Source organism: Pseudarthrobacter sp. NBSH8 (assembly GCF_014217545.1).
Taxonomy (GTDB): Bacteria; Actinomycetota; Actinomycetes; order Actinomycetales; family Micrococcaceae; genus Arthrobacter.
Genome location: NZ_CP043178.1, coordinates 3,687,981 through 3,704,296 on the forward strand (window position 1 = coordinate 3,687,981; position 16,316 = coordinate 3,704,296).

Consider the following 16,316-nt stretch of genomic DNA (forward strand, 5'->3'; position numbering starts at 1 on the left):
TGATCAGCACTTTCATCGGCGCTGCTATCGGTCCCTCGGCTGATGATATCCGTCCGCCCCGATGCTCCGTCATTCCCAGCTCCCGTTCCGCCGCCGTTTTGGCAGCGACAAGTGAGAGGGCAACCGCAATGGTGGGTAGGCTTGAGGGCATGGCTTTTGAAGAAACCCCCGCTGAGCGCCGCACGGTCACCGTCCGCCGGGCACCGAAATATGTGCCGTTCCTCATCGTCGGCGCCCTGGTGGGCGCAGCGGCGGCTGCCGCCGTCGCGTACGGGCTCCCCGGCGACGAATCCTTTGAGCGCGGCTCAGTGTTCGGCTTCTTCCTGATCATGTTCGGCGCCGTCGGCGCAGTGTTGGGCGCCGTGGCGGCCCTGCTGCTGGACCGGCGGAGCGTCAAGCGGCAGAAACGCGCCATCGTCGAAGCGGTCCCTGATTCAGAGCCCGACGACGGCACGTAGCCCTGGGCATCACACAGGCACCAGCGCTGTCGCCCGGCCTGCGGTCCGGTCACAATGGCCGCGGCGGACAAGTCTTACCTCATCTCATGAGATAATCGACCAGTGGCACGCGGCGATGGAAAACTTTCTCATGATCTTCTCCCTGGCGAAAAGGGACCTCAGGACGCTTGTGGCGTTTTCGGGGTCTGGGCGCCAGGTGAAGAAGTAGCAAAACTCACCTATTACGGGCTGTATGCATTGCAGCACCGCGGTCAGGAGTCGGCTGGTATAGCTACCAGTGACGGCAAGCGGATCAACGTCTACAAGGACATGGGGCTCGTTTCCCAGGTCTTTGACGAGACCACGCTGAACACCCTGACCGGGCACCTGGCGGTGGGACACTGCCGCTACTCCACCACCGGAGCCAGCCATTGGGCCAACGCCCAGCCCACCCTCGGTGCCACCAGCACCGGCACCGTTGCCCTGGCGCACAACGGCAACCTGACCAACACAGCCGAGCTCAACGCCATGATCCTGGAACGCAACGGCGGCCAGCTCAGCGGCGAAATGAAGCAGGGCAACACCTCGGACACCGCCCTGGTCACGGCACTGCTCGAAGGCGAAGCGGGCAAGACCCTCGAACAGACGGCCCTGGAGCTGCTGCCGAAGATCAAGGGCGGCTTCTGCTTCGTGTTTATGGACGAAGGCACCCTCTACGCGGCACGCGACACCTACGGCATCCGCCCGCTGGTGTTGGGCCGGCTGGAGCGCGGCTGGGTGGTCGCCTCCGAGCAGTCAGCTCTGGCCACCGTGGGAGCCAGCTTCATCCGCGAAATCGAGCCGGGCGAATTCATCGCCATCGACGAGGACGGCGTGCGGTCCAAGCGCTTCGCGGAGGCGACGCCGGCCGGCTGCGTTTTCGAATATGTCTACCTCGCCCGTCCGGACGCCGCCATCGCGGGACGCTCCGTGTACGAGTCCCGTGTTGAGATGGGCCGTCAGCTGGCCCGCGAAAACACCCAGGACGCGGACATCGTCATCCCGGTCCCGGAGTCCGGTACCCCGGCCGCCGTAGGCTACGCCGAGGAATCAGGCATTCCCTTCGCGCACGGCTTCGTCAAGAACTCCTACGTGGGCCGCACATTCATCCAGCCCTCGCAGACCCTTCGCCAGCTGGGCATCCGGCTCAAGCTGAACGCCCTCGAGTCCGTCATCCGCGGCAAGCGCGTGGTGGTGGTGGATGACTCGATCGTCCGCGGCAACACCCAGCGCGCCATCGTCCGGATGCTCCGCGAGGCCGGCGCCGCGTCCGTCCACATCAAGATTTCCTCCCCGCCGGTCAAATGGCCGTGCTTCTACGGCATCGACTTCGCCTCCCGGGCCGAGCTGATCGCCAACGGCGCCACCATCGAGGAAATCTCCCAGGCCATCGGCGCCGATTCCCTCGCGTACATCTCCGAAGACGGCATGATCAACGCAACCATGCAGCCGCGGGAGCGGCTCTGCACCGCCTGCTTCACCGGCCAGTACCCCATCACGCTCCCGGGCGCGGACAAACTGGGCAAGAACCTGCTGGAGCGCACCGACCTCGGCGGCCTCACGCCGTCGCCCTCTGCCCTCCCCGGCGCAACGGCCGCGCTGACGGTCTCCTCGATCGACGACGAGGAGGACCCGGCGGAGAAGGCCGGCGCCACCGGCTGCGATCCGGGACCGGACGCCGAGTTCGAGAACCTGCTCACCGAAGAAGACCACGTGCCCGCTATCCACCACGTAGCCACCACCCCCGGCGCTGAAAAGAAAGAGTCCGTATGACTTCCGCAACCCCCGCCGCCGGCAACAGCCCGCTGATCCCTGCAGGCATCACCTACGCCTCCGCCGGTGTTGACGTTGAAGCCGGCGACCGCGCCGTGGAACTGATGAAGGGTGCCGTGAAGGCCACCCACAATTCCTCCGTGATAGGCGGCGTGGGCGGATTCGCCGGCCTGTACGACGTCTCGCGCCTGCTGACTTACAAGCGACCGCTGCTGGCCACGTCCACCGACGGCGTGGGCACCAAGGTTGCCATCGCCCAGGCCATGGACATCCACGACACCATCGGCTTTGACCTGGTGGGCATGGTGGTTGACGACATCGTTGTGGTGGGCGCCGAGCCGCTCTTTATGACCGACTACATCGCCTGCGGCAAGGTTGTCCCGGAGCGCATCGCGGACATTGTCCGTGGCATCGCCGCGGCCTGCTCCGTCGCCGGTACCGCCCTGGTGGGCGGCGAAACGGCCGAGCACCCCGGCCTGCTGGGCGAGCACGAATACGATGTTGCCGGTGCCGCCACCGGTGTTGTTGAGGCTTCCGACCTGTTGGGCCCGGACCGCGTCCGCGCCGGCGATGTTGTGATCGGCATGGCCTCCTCCGGCCTGCACTCCAACGGCTACTCCCTGGTCCGCCGCGTCATCAACCACGCCGGCTGGGCACTGGACCGCCAGGTCTCCGAACTCGGCCGCACGCTGGGCGAGGAACTGCTGGAACCCACCCGCGTCTACGCTGCAGACTGCTTGGACCTGGCCCGCGCCTTCCCGGTCAGCGGCTCCGCCGGAGGTGCAGCCGTGCACGGCTTCAGCCACGTCACCGGCGGCGGCCTGGCCGCGAACCTTGCCCGCGTCCTGCCGCAGGGCCTTGTGGCCACCGTGGACCGCGCCACCTGGGAGCTGCCAGCCATCTTCAAGCTGGTCTCCGAGCTGGGCAACGTGCCGCTGGCAGACCTGGAGCGCACCCTGAACCTCGGCGTGGGCATGGTGGCCATCGTGTCCGCCGAAGCTGCCGACGCCGCCGTGGCCCGCCTCAACGACCGCGGCGTGCCGTCTTGGATCATGGGCACCGTCACCGCGGACTCGGATGCCGTCCTCAAGACCGGACCGGACTACGTCCAGGGCGCCAAGGGAGTAGACGGCGGCGCCGTCCGGTTGGTCAACGCGTACGCCTAAACCTCCAGCAGACTGAACACCCCGCCCTGCGGGTCCTTGAGGGTGGCCGTAGCGCCGGGCGTATCGTCGTCATCCGGCTCCGGTGCGATCAGGACTTCCGCCCCCGCCGCCACGGCCTTCCGCACGGCATCGGCCACGTCGGTGACGCCGAAGTAGATCTGCCACCTGGCAGGCGCCTCGGCCGCGACGATCCCGGCCACCTCCGCACCGTTCACCATCAGCGTGCTGTACGTGCCGCCGTCGTCCTGGGGATACTCGGTCACCTCGTGGCCGAACAGCTGCTGGAAGAACCCGACGGCGGCCCGCGGTTCCGGCGTCAGCAGTTCCGTCCAGGACAGCGCACCGGCCTCGTTGTACCGGCCGGAGCCTGTGTGCGTCCCGGGCTGCCACACGCCGGTGGTCCCGCCGCCGGGAGGATCCACAAACACCATCACGCCGGTGTCCGCCACTTCTTCAGGGCCGAACTGCACTGCACCCCCCGCGTGCGGGACTTCTTCAGCCAGCGCACCTGCATCCTCGGCCGCGAAGTAGATGTTCCATTGGGCGTGCGTACCGAGTGATTCCTGGTGCGGGTCCTGCGGCGCCACCACGGCCACGAGGTCCTCCCCCACAAACGCCTGGGCATAGTTGCGGCCATCGGGCGTGGGCAGGTCCTTGAAGGTCCACCCGAACACCGCTGCGTAGAAGGCCTTGGCTGCTTCCACGTCCCGGGTCTGGACATCAGCCCAGCACGGTTCACCGTGGCGGTAGCCGGGGGATGAGGGGTTTCCTGACATGGGAGGTCCTTTCGCGGGCGGCACAGCGCATCAATGCCTCCAGTCAACACCAAAAAGCCCGCCGCCGGCACCGGGTTCCGGCGCAGGCAACGGGCCTGATAACTGAGGCCAGCACCGCGGGTCCGTTGGGATCCGGGTGCTGAAAAGAAGTGCTGTACTCACGAACAAATGCGGCGTCCGAACGTACTGCAGTGTCGCGGGCCGGGCGCCTTGCGGCGGGACCGGCGTGCGGCAGCTAGCCGATCCGACGGGTGTCTACCTCGTCGTCGTCTTCTTCCAAATCGTCCGCGTACTTATCCACATAAGCCGAATAGTCCGGTTCAACCGGGTCATTCGCGAAATGGCTCGTGGCACGACCATCAGGACCTTTGAGCTCGCGCTGAAGGGCCGAATAGTCAGTGTTCGGGGAATAGTACTTAATATCCCGAGCCTGCTTGGTAGCTTTTGCCTTTTGACGGCCGCGCCCCATGGCGTGACCCCCTTTTGTACTCGGACCGGAGGTGGTCACCTTGGCTATCGGTGAGGCCCCGGAATGTTTGGTCAATTTGTCGTAACACCTAGATTACATGCTTTCCGCGCCCGGTGCTGCCCTGCCCATGCGCGTGGACGACATGTCGGGTACCCTTACCGCCGCGGTGCGCAACGTTCCCGGCTTTTTTGTTGGATAGAGTCTGTTCATCAGATGCCGATCCGGTCCACGGTGCGGGCGGCAGGCAGCGGCGAAACCCAGGAGGGTATCCGGATGGACAACCAGGAATTGCGTCCCATCCCGCCCAAACCTGGCGCTCCGCCCACCGCGGAGTTGCCGCAGGAGGCGGTCGCGGCACCTGCAACGGAGCCCTCGCCCCGGAAGCGCCGGGGGGGCGCGTCAGCATTCCTGAAGGCACTCTTTGTGGCGGTTCTGCTCGGCGTGGCTGGAGGCCTGGTGTGGCTCGCAGTCTGGCTGGATTCCGGGGCGCCCGAGGCATCTGGCGACGGCGGCTCCGGGGTCGTGGAAATCCTGCCCACTCCGCTTGCCACCCCGCTCCCCCTTCCCCGTGAGGGTGTGGGGCCGCCGGACTACCGGCTGGGCGACTGCTTCAAGGATTTTGACCCCGCGGCGTTGCGGTCAACGGTAGTGGCCTGCGATACCGGCCACTCGGCCCAACTCGTCGCCGTCTTCCGCTACCCCGCAGTCGGCTCCTATCCTGGCCGGGAGGCCCTCGCAGCCAAGGCCCTGGAAGCCTGCCAGGCGGCCAGGCTGGCGCCGGCAGCCAACGAGTACACCTTGAACTTCCAGCGGGCCTACCCCAGCAGCACCAGCTGGGAATCGGGAGACCGGCGCGTGGACTGCTACGTCACCGCCGACGGCGGAAACGTCATCAACGCCAGCGTTCTGCCCTAAAATTGCGCGACTCGTCGTTGTTTTCGGCGTCAAAGACCGGGCTTGGATTCGGGCCGGCCTGCTGCCGCAGGTCCCGGCGAAGCTGGCGGCCGGCCGGGCGCGTGGCGGCGTTGGCTTCTCAGCTGGAGGATCCGGGTTGCTCCGGCGATTGCGACGAGAATTCCGCCCGCCACTGCCGCGATGAACAGCGCCATACCCAGGGAAAGCTCGCCGGCAACCCCAAGATAACTCACGGTCACGCGATCCTGGTTCTGCAGAATGAAGATGATCAGCAACACCAAAAGGACCAGCCCTGCGCTGACCGCAACCCAGATCATCCCGGCCCGAGTCACATCCGCGTCCCCGGCCCTGTCCTGGGATGGTTTCCGGGGAACGCGTTTTGGCTTGGAAGGCGCAGGTTTCTTTACCGGACCCGAGGCGGGGCGCGGCCCGGTTGACGGACTCGACGCTGGATCAGCAGCCACGTTTTTTCATCCCCTATACCCGAAGCAATCCGTCGGTGCCGGACGGATATATCACAGGGTACTCCTCCACCGGGCCCGCGTCCCCTGCCGGTATTGGCCCGGCAGGGCTCAGGGGCTGTCCTGGCAAACGTCAGGGGTGCCGTCCTGGTCGGTTTACCCAGGACGAGCGACCGGCCCGCACAATACGCGAACAGGACGGGCCCGCCGTCACCCGGGTCGCCAGGCTGAAACGGTGAGCCCGGAGCCCTATTCCTTCCGCCGCACCACCAGGCCCGAGCCGGCGGGAGCACCGCCGTCGGGTCCTGAGAGCGCCTCCAGCCCTTCAATGGTGAGTTCGTCGACGTCGGCCGCGGTGTCCACGAGCACCGTGTCACCGTCCGCAATGTCGCCGGACAGGATGGCCTTGGCCAGGCGGTCGCCGATCTCGCGCTGGACGAGCCGGCGCAGCGGCCGGGCCCCGTACGCGGAATCGAAGCCGGACATGGCCAGCCAGGCCCGGGCGCCGTCGGACACTTCCAGTGCAAGCCGGCGCTCGCGCAGCCGCCCGCCAAGCTCGGCTACCTGCAGTTCCACGATCTGCGCGAGCTCCTCTACGGTCAGGGCTTCAAACAGCACAATCTCGTCCAGCCGGTTCAGAAACTCGGGCTTGAAGGACGCGTTGACCGTGGTCATGACCGCGGCGCGCTTGGCCTGTGCATCCAGCGACTGGTCCACCAGGAACTGGCTGCCAAGGTTGGACGTCAGCACCAGGATGGCGTTGCGGAAGTCCACGGTACGGCCCTGGCCATCGGTGAGGCGGCCGTCGTCGAGCACCTGCAGGAGGATGTCAAAGACCTCCGGGTGGGCCTTTTCCACCTCATCCAGCAGGACAACGGAGTACGGCCGACGGCGGACGGCCTCCGTCAGCTGGCCGCCCTCCTCGTAGCCGACGTACCCGGGAGGGGCGCCCACCAGCCGCGCCACCGAGTGCTTCTCGCCGTACTCGGACATGTCGATCCGCACCATGGCGCGTTCGTCGTCGAACAGGAAATCCGCGAGCGCCTTGGCCAGCTCCGTCTTGCCCACGCCCGTGGGCCCCAGGAACAGGAACGAACCCGTGGGCCGATTGGGATCGCTGATACCGGCCCGCGCACGGCGGACGGCATCCGACACCGCGGCCACAGCCTTGGACTGGCCGATCAGGCGCTTACCCAGCTCCTGCTCCATATGGAGCAGCTTCTGGCTCTCGCCCTGCAGCATGCGCCCGGCCGGAATGCCGGTCCACGCTGAAATGACCTCAGCAATGTCGTCCGCCGTGACCTCGTCAGCCACCATCTGGGCAGGCCTTTCCGTCACAGCCTCTTCGGCAGCGGCCGCGTTCAGCTCCTGCTCAACTGCCGGAATCTCGCCGTAAAGGATCCGCGACGCCGTCTCGAGATCTCCTTCGCGCGCGGCCTTGTCGTATGCCGAGCGCAGCTCGTCCAGCTTCGCCTTCAGGTCGCCCACCCGGTTCAGCCCGGCGCGCTCTGCTGCCCAGCGGGCATTCAGCGCGTCCAGTTCTTCGCTCTTGTCCGCTTTGTCCGCGCGGAGGGCCGCCAGGCGCTCCACCGAGGCAGCGTCCTTCTCGTTCGCCAGGGCCAGTTCCTCCATGGTGAGCCGGTCCACGGCACGGCGCAGCTGGTCGATCTCCTCCGGCGCGGAGTCGATCTCCATCCGCAGCCGCGAGGCCGCCTCGTCCACCAGGTCGATGGCCTTGTCCGGCAGCTGGCGGCCGGAAATGTAGCGGTTGGACAGGGTTGCGGCGGCCACCAGCGCGGAGTCGGCGATGGTGACTTTGTGGTGCGCCTCGTAGCGTTCCTTGAGGCCGCGGAGGATCCCGATGGTGTCCTCCACACTGGGCTCACCTACGTACACCTGCTGGAACCTGCGCTCCAGGGCCGGGTCCTTCTCGATATTCTCGCGGTACTCATCCAATGTGGTGGCGCCGATCAGCCGCAGCTCACCGCGGGCCAGCATGGGCTTGAGCATGTTGCCCGCATCCATCGAGGACTCCCCCGTGGCACCGGCACCCACCACCGTGTGGATCTCGTCAATGAAGGTGACAATCTGGCCGTCCGAGTTCTTGATCTCCTCCAGCACGGCCTTGAGGCGCTCCTCGAACTCGCCGCGGTATTTCGCCCCGGCCACCATGGAGGCGAGGTCCAGCGCAATCAGCGTCTTGCCACGCAGGCTTTCCGGAACATCGCCGGCCACGATCCGCTGGGCGAGCCCTTCAACGACGGCGGTCTTGCCCACCCCCGGCTCGCCGATGATCACGGGGTTGTTTTTGGTGCGGCGGCTCAGCACCTGGATGATGCGCCGGATCTCGGTGTCGCGCCCGATCACCGGGTCCAGCTTGCCCGCACGCGCCATCGCGGTGAGGTCCGTGCCGAACCGTTCCAGCGACTGGAACGTGTTTTCCGGGTCCGGGGTGGTGACCTTACGGTCGCCGCGGACACCCGGCAGGGCGGCGAGCAGCGCTTCATGGGAGGCACCGGCGTCGCGCATTAACCGCCCGACGGCGTCACTCCCGGCAGAGAGCCCCAGCAGCAGCACCTCGGTGGAGACATACGTATCGCCCAGCCGGTCCGCTTCATTCTTGGCATTCTGGATGGCCTGCAGCGCGGGGCGGGACAGCTGGGCCTGCTGAGTGGAGCCACCCGATGTTGCCGGCAGCGCCTTGATGGCGCCGCTCGCCTGCACACTGACTGCATCCGGGTCTGCGCCCGTGGCACGGAGAAGCGCGACGGCGACGCCCTCCCGCTGATCCATCAGGGCCTTGAGCAGGTGGGCGGGTTCCACCTGGGGATTTCCTGCCGTGGAGGCGTTCATGGCTGCTGCCGAAAGAGCCTCCTGGCTCTTGGTGGTGAATTTGACGTCCAAAGAGAGCTCCTTCCGGGTTTACGCATGTGCGCTAAGTTGAGTCTACTACGCTCAACTTTGAGGATGTGCCCCCTACGCCCCATGTTTGCCGACGGCGAACTGCCTGTCTAGGGGCGGCCGCCACCGACAGGAGATCGATTCCCGGCACCCTCCCGCAGTTGCCCAGGCCCGCCAGCAGCACAAGTACCCGCATGGATTTCCGCCCGTTCAGCCCGGGTAGATGGCCACGGCGCCGGCCTTGATCACGAAATACACCTGCATGCCCGGCGCCAATTCAAGATCAACAGAGGCCGCCGGGGTGATGTCCGCGCTCAGCTGCCCGGCCTCCCCGGCGCGGACCCGGATCCCGTCCCCGTGCGGTTCCAGGTCGGTGATGGTCACGGCGAAGGAGTTCCGCGGACTGCCATGCGCCTCGCTGGGGAAAACGGAAACGGCCGACGGCGGGAAAACAGCCACGCCCGGCTTCCCGGTGGGGAGCGGGGCGGCTGCGTCGTGGTGTCCATAGAGGTTGAGGCCGCCAGCCTGGAGACCGTGTTCGGTGATGTGGCCGGCCACAAAGTTGAGCCCGGCAAGCCCGGCCGCGAACCGGCTGCGCGGGCGCTGGAGGACTTCGCGGGTTGGGCCTTCCTCGCTGATGCGCCCGTCTTCGAGGATAACCACACGGTCGGCCAGCATCAGGGCATCGAGGGCGTCGTGCGTGATGATGATGGCGCGGCGGCCAGCCAGCACGCGTTTAAGCAGGCGCCGGAGAAGCGGCGCGGCATGGATATCAAGCGCGGCCATCGGTTCATCCAGCAGCAGGAGCCCGGGGTCGGCGGCAAGCGCCCGGGCCACGGCAACGCGCTGCGCCTGGCCGCCGGAGAGCTCGGCCGGGCGCCGTGCCTGCAGGTCCGTCGCCGCGACCTCTCCGAGCCACCTCAGTGCGGTCTCCCGCGCGGCCTGCTTTGAAGCCCCCGCACTCCGGGGCCCAAAGGCCACGTTCTCCAGCACGCTCAGGTGCGGGAACAGCAGCGGTTCCTGGGCCAGGAGGGCCGTACCGCGCCGGTGGGGAGCCGTCCACTGGCCGCGCCCGGCGTTGAGGTTAAACAGGGTCCTGCCGTCCAGTTCGGCAGAGCCCGAGTCCGGGTAGAGCAGGCCCGCGATGACGTTCAGCAGCGTGGATTTGCCCGCGCCGTTTGCCCCCATAACGGCCACCGTTTCGGCCGCGCCCAGCGCGAGGGAGACGTCGAACCCGCGGCCAGCCACGGCGGCCTGAATCGAGAACGTCACCGGACCGCACCGCCCGCGGCGGCCGCCGTCGTCGTACGTTCGCCGCTGGGTGCGGGCGCCCGTTGAGCGGCGCAGGGGCTGCGGTACGCGAGTGACACCACGGCCACCGCCACCGCCACGAGGACCAGGGACAGCGCGACGGCGGCATCGGCGTCCGTTTCCCGCTGCAGGTAGATTTCCAGCGGCAGCGTCCGGGTCACCCCCTGCAGGCTGCCGGCGAAGGTGAGGGTGGCACCGAATTCGCCCAGGCTGCGCGCGAAGGACAGCACCGCGCCGGACGCGAGTCCCGGCAGCACGAGCGGGAGGGTGACCCTGCGGAGCACCGTGGTGGGACCGGCGCCGAGCGTCGCGGCCACCGCCTCGTACCGGTTCCCGGCCGTCCGCAAGGCGCCTTCGAGGCTGACCACCAGGAACGGCAGGGCCACGAACGTCTGGGCCAGGATGACCGCCGTCGTCGAAAAGGCGATCTGCAGGCCTGCCACTTCCAGTGTCCGGCCCAGCAGCCCCTGCCGCCCGAAGGTGTATAGCAGCGCGATGCCGCCCACCACCGGCGGAAGGACCAGCGGGAGCAGGACCAGTGAGCGGAGGAAGCGCTGGCCGGGGAAGCTGCCGCGGGCCAGGACCAGGGCTAGCGGAATACCCAGGACGATGCATAGGACGGTGCTGGCCGCGGATGTGCGCAGGCTCAGCCCAAGGGCCTGCAGCGACGCTTCCGACGTGATCAGCGGGATGAACTGGGCCCAATTGACCTTGGCCACCATGGCCGCCAGCGGCAGCACCACGAACAGGCCGCCCGCGGCCGCGAGGACGTAAATCCAGCGCGGCACACCGCCGTACCCGCTGTTCCTGGCCTGTTTCATGGTCTCCTTGGGGCGGCTTCGTTACGCTGTGAGGTTGCCTATGGGCGGGGTGCTACGGGGCGGGGCGTTACGGTGCCCCGAAGCCGGCCGCACTAAGGGTTTTCTGCCCGTCGGCGCCGGTAACCATGGCGATGAAGGCTGCCGCCAGGTCCTTGTTCCGGCTCGAGCCTACTGCGGCGATGGGATAGGTGTTGACTGCCTTGCCGGATTCGTCGAACGGGATTCCCTTAACCTTGTCCCCGGCGCCTTTGATGTCGGTAACGTAGACCAGGCCGGCGTCGGCCTCGCCCGAGGTGACCTTGCCCAGGACGTCGGTCACGGATGATTCCTCGCTGACCGGAGCGAGGGTCACGCCCGCGGCCTTTTCCACGGTATCCGCTGCGGCGCCGCACGGAACCTGGCTGGCACAGACAACCACCTTGACACCGGGTTTGGCCAGATCTGCGAAGGACGCGATCGACGCCGGATTGGACGGCGGGACGGCGATCTCCAGGACGTTGGTGGCGAAGTTCTTCGCGGTCCCGTCCAGGAGCTTGGCATCGGCCAGCTTGGTCATGTTCCTGGTATCGGCGGAGGCAAAGACGTCCGCCGGTGCGCCCTGGGTGATCTGGGTGATCAGGTCCGAGGATCCGGCGAAGCTCAGTACGATCCTGGTTCCCGGGTTCTTCGCCTCGAAGTCACTGGCCAGCTGGGTGAAAGTGGTCTTGAGCGACGCGGCTGCGACGACCGTGATGGTCCCGGACACGTGACCGGTGGGGCCCGGGGACGAGCCGGCGGACTGCGGGCCCGCGGACGTCGTGGAAGCCGGCGCACACGCGGCCAGGCCCAAGAAGAGGGCGGCTGTGATAACAACGGTTCTGGCGTGCGTGCGGGCGCTCAAATGATGCTCTTTCCGTGCGGGGTTTCGATGATGACTGTTGTTGCTTTGACCACCGCGGTGGCCACGGAGCCGAGTTCCAGGCCCAGGTCGCGGACGGCTTCACTGCTCATCAGCGACACCACCCGGAACGGCCCGCACTGGAGTTCCACTTGGGCCATGACCTTGTCCGCCGTGATCCCAGTGACCAAGCCAACGAACCTGTTGCGTGCCGAACTTCCTGAACGGTGCGGGTCCTCGGGAAGCTGCGCAAGCTTCTGGGCATGCCTTGCCAGTTCCAGTCCGTCCACGGCCAGCCGGCCGGCGTCGTCCTTTACCGGGGTGAGGCTGCCGTTCTCTGTCCAGCGCCGGACGGTGTCGTCACTGACGCCGAGGAACCTGGCGGCTTCGGATACGCGAATAGTGGGCATTTCATGAGCTTAGTCCGCATCTGCGAATGTTCTTATCAATTTTCTCCGCTTATCAGAATATGACGCTTACGCCGGTTTAGCTCCCGTTCCAGGGTTCACTTGGGCTGTCTATGGAAGGTGCCGGGCCGAAGTCCTACGCTATGGATAAGGGGAGGGGCCGCAGTCGCTGAGGAGCGTTTGTGATGAAGTGGATCAGGCCTGACAGCCCCGACTATGACCCTGCCCGGAAGGTCTTCAACGCCATGATTGACCGGCGTCCGGCGGTAATTGCCCAGTGTTCGAATGACGCGGACGTGGCCGAAGCCCTCCGCTATGGACGGGAAAGTTCCCTCGCCATTGCCGTCCGTGCCGGCGGCCACTCAGTGGCCGGAATGTCCATGAACAACGACGGCCTGGTGATCGATGTCCGGCCCATGAAGTCGATCGATGTGGACCCGGAATCCGGCATCGTCACCGCCGGGGCGGGCGTCACCTGGGGCGAGTTCGACCGCGCCACCCAGGAGCACGCCCTGGCCGTCACCGGCGGGCGCGCCTCCACCACCGGCGTCGCCGGCTTCACCCTGGGCGGCGGATCCGGGTGGCTGGAGCGCTCCTTCGGGTTCGCGTGCGACAGTCTCGTCTCGGTGGACCTGGTGACGGCCGACGGCGAGCGCGTCACCGCCAGCGCCCGGGAAAACCCCGAACTCTTCTGGGCCCTCCATGGCGGCGGCGGCAATTTCGGAGTTGCCACCTCTTTCACGTTCCAGGCGCACCGGCTCGGCCCGGTGGTCCACGCCGGGATATGGCTGTGGCCCGGCGGAGAGGCCATGGACGTCTCCCGCGCGTACCGGGACCTGGCCCTCGCAGCACCCGATGGCGTCGGGTTGGGGCTGTTGTACATGACCGCTCCGCCGGAGCCGTTTGTGCCTGAGCATCTGGTGGGAAAAATGGCCGTCGCCATAGGCTACGTCTACGCGGGTGAGCCCGAGGAAGGCTCCGAACATGCCCGGCCCTTCCGTGAACTCGGACCGGCCGTCGACCTGGTGGGTGACACACCCTATGCAGAGTTCAACTGCTCCCTGGATGATCCGCCGGACCATTACAACTACTGGAGCGCCGACTACCACGACGAACTTCCCGATGCAGCTCTGGACCTCTTTGTTGAGTCGGCCCGCAACCTCCCCGATGCCACGTCCCAGCAACTGATCGCCCGCTGGGGCGGCGCGGTCGGCGGGAACGCGGGGGCAGCCACGCCGCTGATCAACCGGAACGCAGCCTTTGTGAGCCACCCTTTCGGCATCTCGCCAACGCCCGAGGAGTGCGAGTTGGCCAAGGCCTGGGTGAAGGACTTCCGCGGCAAGATTGCACCCTATGCCTCGGGCGGGGTGTGGCTCAATTTCATCGGCAACGAGGGCCAGGAGCGCATCCGTGCCGCGTTCGGCAAGGGGAACTACGCGCGGCTGGCCAGGGTCAAGCGGGACTTCGATCCGCGAAACGTCTTCCAGGGCAACCAGAACATCCTGCCGGCCGGCTCCTGACCGGCCCCGCGGAGAGCCGCCGCACTAGACTTCCCCCATGGCGATTTACCTGGATCCGCCGCTGTGGCCAGCCCACGGCACGCACTTTTCGCACCTCATCTCGGACACCTCCCTGGCGGAGCTGCACGCCTTCGCCGCCGCGGCCGGCATCCCGGACCGGGCGTTCGACGGCGACCACTACGACGTTGCCGAGCGCCGGTTCGACGACCTCGTCGCCGCGGGCGCCGTGCCGGTGGAGGCCCGGATCCTGGTCCGCAAGCTGATCGCCAGCGGGCTGCGCATTCCGGCCCGGCGGCGCAATAAGTCACTCAAGGTCCCGCTGCTGAACCGCTGGGAAACCATCATGCCCGGCCACGATGCCCTCTTCCTGGACCTGCTGGACCGCTGGAGCGAGGACCACCGCCGGTATCACGGCTGCACGCACCTGCTGGCAGTTCTGGAGGCCTTGGACCTGCTCACCGACCCCGCCGATCCGCCGCGGACAGTGCTGCTCGCAGCCTGGTTCCACGATGCCGTGTACCGCGGGGTCGCCGGTCAGGACGAGGAGGAGTCGGCCCGTCTCGCCGAGGAGCGCCTCGCGGATGCGGGGCTCCCGGCCGACGATGTTGAAGAGGTGGCCCGGCTGGTCAGGCTGACATCGGACCACCGCCCGGAGCCAGGGGACGACGGCGGCGCCCTCCTCTGCGACGCGGACCTGTCAGTCCTCGGCGGTGACCCTGAGCCGTACGCCCGGTATGTGGCCGCCGTCCGGGAAGACTATGCGCACATCGGCGACGCCGACTTCGCCGCCGGGCGCGCCGCCGTCGTCCGTCATCTGCTGGAACTGGACCCTCTGTTCCACGGCGACCGCGCACGGGAGTTGTGGCTCGTGGCCGCCCGCCGGAACCTGCAGGGCGAGCTGGGCTGACGCTTCCGCACAACCGCCGGAAGCCTTTACGGCCGCCGAGGCCGGTGCAAGACTGCTCGGATGAACCTGCGCATCCAATCCGTTAGCATCGACTCCCCCGACCCGAAAGTGCCCGCCGTTTTTTGGGAGAAGGCACTGGGCTGGCGCCGCACCTACGAAGTGGACGACGAAATCGTACTGGAGCCACCCGAGGGCAGCCCGGCCGACGGCGTCAGCCCGGACCTGCTCTTCCTGAAGGTGCCCGAGCGGAAGGTGCTTAAGAACGGGCTGCACCTGGACCTCCGTCCGGATGACCAGGCCGAGGAGGTGCAGCGCCTGGAAGCCCTGGGCGCATCGCGCATTTCTGTCGGGCAGGGCCCGGAGGTCACCTGGGTGGTCATGGCTGACCCGGACGGCAACGAGTTCTGCGTGCTGCGCGCGCTGCGGTCAGAAGAGCTCGAAGCCCAGGGACTGGTCCCCGGATTCAGCGAAACCCTTGGGAACGCCGCCGGCTAACGGTACCCGGTGACGAACGGGCTGTTGGTGGGCACAATCTGCTTGCCCAGCGGCATCAGGCTGACCGGAATGAGCTTTAGGTTGGCGATGGCCAGCGGGATGCCGATGATGGTGACCGCCATGGCAAAGGCCGTAACCACGTGGCCGATCGCGATCCAGATGCCGGCCACCACCAGCCAGATGACATTCCCCAGGAGCGAGAACACACCCGTTCCGCCCGGTTTGTCCACCACCATGCGGCCAAACGGCCAGAGCGTGTATGCCGCAATGCGGAACGACGCGATGCCCCACGGAATGGTGACGATCAGCAGGCAGCAGATGATGCCGGCCAGGAAATAGCCCAGGGCAAGCCAGAGTCCGCCGAATACCAGCCAGATGATGTTGAGCAGAGTCTTCATCTGTCCATTGTGCCCTGTGCCTTAGCCCTTGGCGGCCTTCACAAAGGCTCGGATTTTCTCCAGGTCCTTCACGCCACGGGAAACCTCGACGCCAGAGGAAACGTCCACGCCCCACGCGCCTGAGGCGGCGGTGGCGTGCGCCACGGTGTCCGGGTTCAGTCCGCCGGCCAGAAGCCACTTGCGGTCCTGAAGCGCCGTCACGTCCACCATGGAGGCGTAGTCCCAGGCCTCTCCAGAGCCGGGCACGGCGGCATCAATCAACAGGATTTCCTCGCCCCAGTCGGCGAACGTGTCCGCGGTGGCGGCCATGGTGACGGCCCTGATCAGCTTCATGCCGGCGTCGTGCACTGTTGTGACGTCCTCCGGGGTGAGGTCCCCGTGGAGTTGGACCCACTCGAGTCCGGCGGCCCGGGCGATGGCAAGGGCATCGGCGACAGGTTCATGCCGGAAAACGCCGACGGCAAGTACCCCTTCCGGCACGTCGGCCAGCAGCGTGGAAACCTGCGACGGCGAGACCACCCGCGGGCTCGCGGTGAGGACAAACCCGACAGCGTCCGCACCGGCCTCCACGGCTTCACGGACGGATTCGGGTGTACTGAGTCCACACACTTTGACGAACATTCCGGGCTCCTTCAGGCTGTCT

17 protein-coding genes are annotated in these 16,316 nt (G+C 67.0%); 7 read left to right on the forward strand and 10 right to left on the reverse strand.

The features are described from left to right. Positions 1–149 precede the first annotated feature (149 nt). The 3 genes from FYJ92_RS17105 to purM all read left to right on the forward strand — a co-directional run bounded on the left by FYJ92_RS17105 (position 150) and on the right by purM (position 3,415). Positions 150–458, forward strand: coding sequence for a hypothetical protein (locus FYJ92_RS17105; protein ID WP_185261768.1), 309 nt, complete (start codon positions 150–152; stop codon positions 456–458). A gap of 102 nt (positions 459–560) precedes the next feature. Further along, positions 561–2,249 carry an amidophosphoribosyltransferase gene (gene purF / locus FYJ92_RS17110; RefSeq protein WP_185261769.1) on the forward strand — a complete coding sequence of 563 codons (1,689 nt, stop codon included), beginning with the start codon at positions 561–563 and terminating at the stop codon, positions 2,247–2,249. Next, positions 2,246–3,415, forward strand: coding sequence for a phosphoribosylformylglycinamidine cyclo-ligase (purM, locus tag FYJ92_RS17115; protein ID WP_185261770.1), 1,170 nt, complete (start codon positions 2,246–2,248; stop codon positions 3,413–3,415). Before purF ends, purM begins: the two co-directional genes overlap by 4 nt. Here purM and FYJ92_RS17120 read toward each other — a convergent pair. Further along, complete coding sequence (locus FYJ92_RS17120) at positions 3,412–4,191, reverse strand: VOC family protein (protein WP_185261771.1); 780 nt, start codon at positions 4,189–4,191, stop codon at positions 3,412–3,414. The genes purM and FYJ92_RS17120 overlap by 4 nt on opposite strands. A gap of 235 nt (positions 4,192–4,426) precedes the next feature. Next, positions 4,427–4,660: a DUF3073 domain-containing protein gene (locus FYJ92_RS17125; protein ID WP_185263854.1), complete on the reverse strand. Its 234-nt coding sequence runs from the start codon at positions 4,658–4,660 to the stop codon at positions 4,427–4,429. Positions 4,661–4,873: 213 nt separating this feature from the next. On the opposite strand from FYJ92_RS17125, the gene FYJ92_RS17130 reads away from it, so the two are divergent. Next, the gene (locus FYJ92_RS17130; RefSeq protein WP_255482183.1) at positions 4,874–5,575 is read left to right on the forward strand and encodes a septum formation family protein; all 702 of its coding nucleotides are present in this window, start codon (positions 4,874–4,876) and stop codon (positions 5,573–5,575) included. Between the two features lie 29 nt (positions 5,576–5,604). Here the strand turns inward: FYJ92_RS17130 and FYJ92_RS17135 are convergent, their stop codons facing one another. From FYJ92_RS17135 to FYJ92_RS17160, 6 genes are all read right to left on the reverse strand, one after another. Continuing rightward, a complete protein-coding gene (locus FYJ92_RS17135) occupies positions 5,605–5,907 on the reverse strand; it encodes a lipopolysaccharide assembly protein LapA domain-containing protein (RefSeq protein WP_354155083.1) in 303 nt (100 codons plus the stop codon). Positions 5,908–6,285: 378 nt separating this feature from the next. Further along, the gene (clpB, locus tag FYJ92_RS17140) at positions 6,286–8,940 is read right to left on the reverse strand and encodes an ATP-dependent chaperone ClpB (protein ID WP_185261772.1); all 2,655 of its coding nucleotides are present in this window, start codon (positions 8,938–8,940) and stop codon (positions 6,286–6,288) included. 207 nt (positions 8,941–9,147) lie between these two features. Then, positions 9,148–10,209: a sulfate/molybdate ABC transporter ATP-binding protein gene (locus FYJ92_RS17145; protein WP_185261773.1), complete on the reverse strand. Its 1,062-nt coding sequence runs from the start codon at positions 10,207–10,209 to the stop codon at positions 9,148–9,150. Continuing rightward, a complete protein-coding gene (locus FYJ92_RS17150; RefSeq protein ID WP_185261774.1) occupies positions 10,206–11,069 on the reverse strand; it encodes an ABC transporter permease in 864 nt (287 codons plus the stop codon). The genes FYJ92_RS17145 and FYJ92_RS17150 overlap by 4 nt, the downstream gene beginning before the upstream one ends. Positions 11,070–11,136: 67 nt before the next feature. Further along, the gene (modA, locus tag FYJ92_RS17155; protein ID WP_185261775.1) at positions 11,137–11,949 is read right to left on the reverse strand and encodes a molybdate ABC transporter substrate-binding protein; all 813 of its coding nucleotides are present in this window, start codon (positions 11,947–11,949) and stop codon (positions 11,137–11,139) included. Then, on the reverse strand, positions 11,946–12,356 hold the full coding sequence (locus FYJ92_RS17160; RefSeq protein WP_056341185.1) for a molybdopterin-binding protein: 411 nt from the start codon (positions 12,354–12,356) through the stop codon (positions 11,946–11,948). Before FYJ92_RS17160 ends, modA begins: the two co-directional genes overlap by 4 nt. A gap of 182 nt (positions 12,357–12,538) precedes the next feature. Here FYJ92_RS17160 and FYJ92_RS17165 point away from each other — a divergent pair, with 182 nt between their 5' ends. The 3 genes from FYJ92_RS17165 to FYJ92_RS17175 are packed head-to-tail and all read left to right on the forward strand — an operon-like array spanning position 12,539 to position 15,275. After that, positions 12,539–13,873, forward strand: a complete 1,335-nt coding sequence (locus FYJ92_RS17165) for an FAD-binding oxidoreductase (protein WP_185261776.1) — start codon at positions 12,539–12,541, stop codon at positions 13,871–13,873. A gap of 37 nt (positions 13,874–13,910) precedes the next feature. Further along, positions 13,911–14,780: a DUF4031 domain-containing protein gene (locus FYJ92_RS17170; protein WP_185261777.1), complete on the forward strand. Its 870-nt coding sequence runs from the start codon at positions 13,911–13,913 to the stop codon at positions 14,778–14,780. A 60-nt stretch (positions 14,781–14,840) separates the two neighbouring features. Then, the gene (locus FYJ92_RS17175; RefSeq protein WP_185261778.1) at positions 14,841–15,275 is read left to right on the forward strand and encodes a VOC family protein; all 435 of its coding nucleotides are present in this window, start codon (positions 14,841–14,843) and stop codon (positions 15,273–15,275) included. On the opposite strand, the gene FYJ92_RS17180 is transcribed toward FYJ92_RS17175, so the two are convergent. Then, positions 15,272–15,673, reverse strand: a complete 402-nt coding sequence (locus FYJ92_RS17180) for a YccF domain-containing protein (protein ID WP_185261779.1) — start codon at positions 15,671–15,673, stop codon at positions 15,272–15,274. The genes FYJ92_RS17175 and FYJ92_RS17180 overlap by 4 nt on opposite strands. 21 nt (positions 15,674–15,694) lie before the next feature. Next, positions 15,695–16,294 (reverse strand): phosphoribosylanthranilate isomerase, encoded by a 600-nt coding sequence (locus tag FYJ92_RS17185; RefSeq protein ID WP_185261780.1) that lies wholly within the window; start codon positions 16,292–16,294, stop codon positions 15,695–15,697. Positions 16,295–16,316 lie beyond the last annotated feature (22 nt).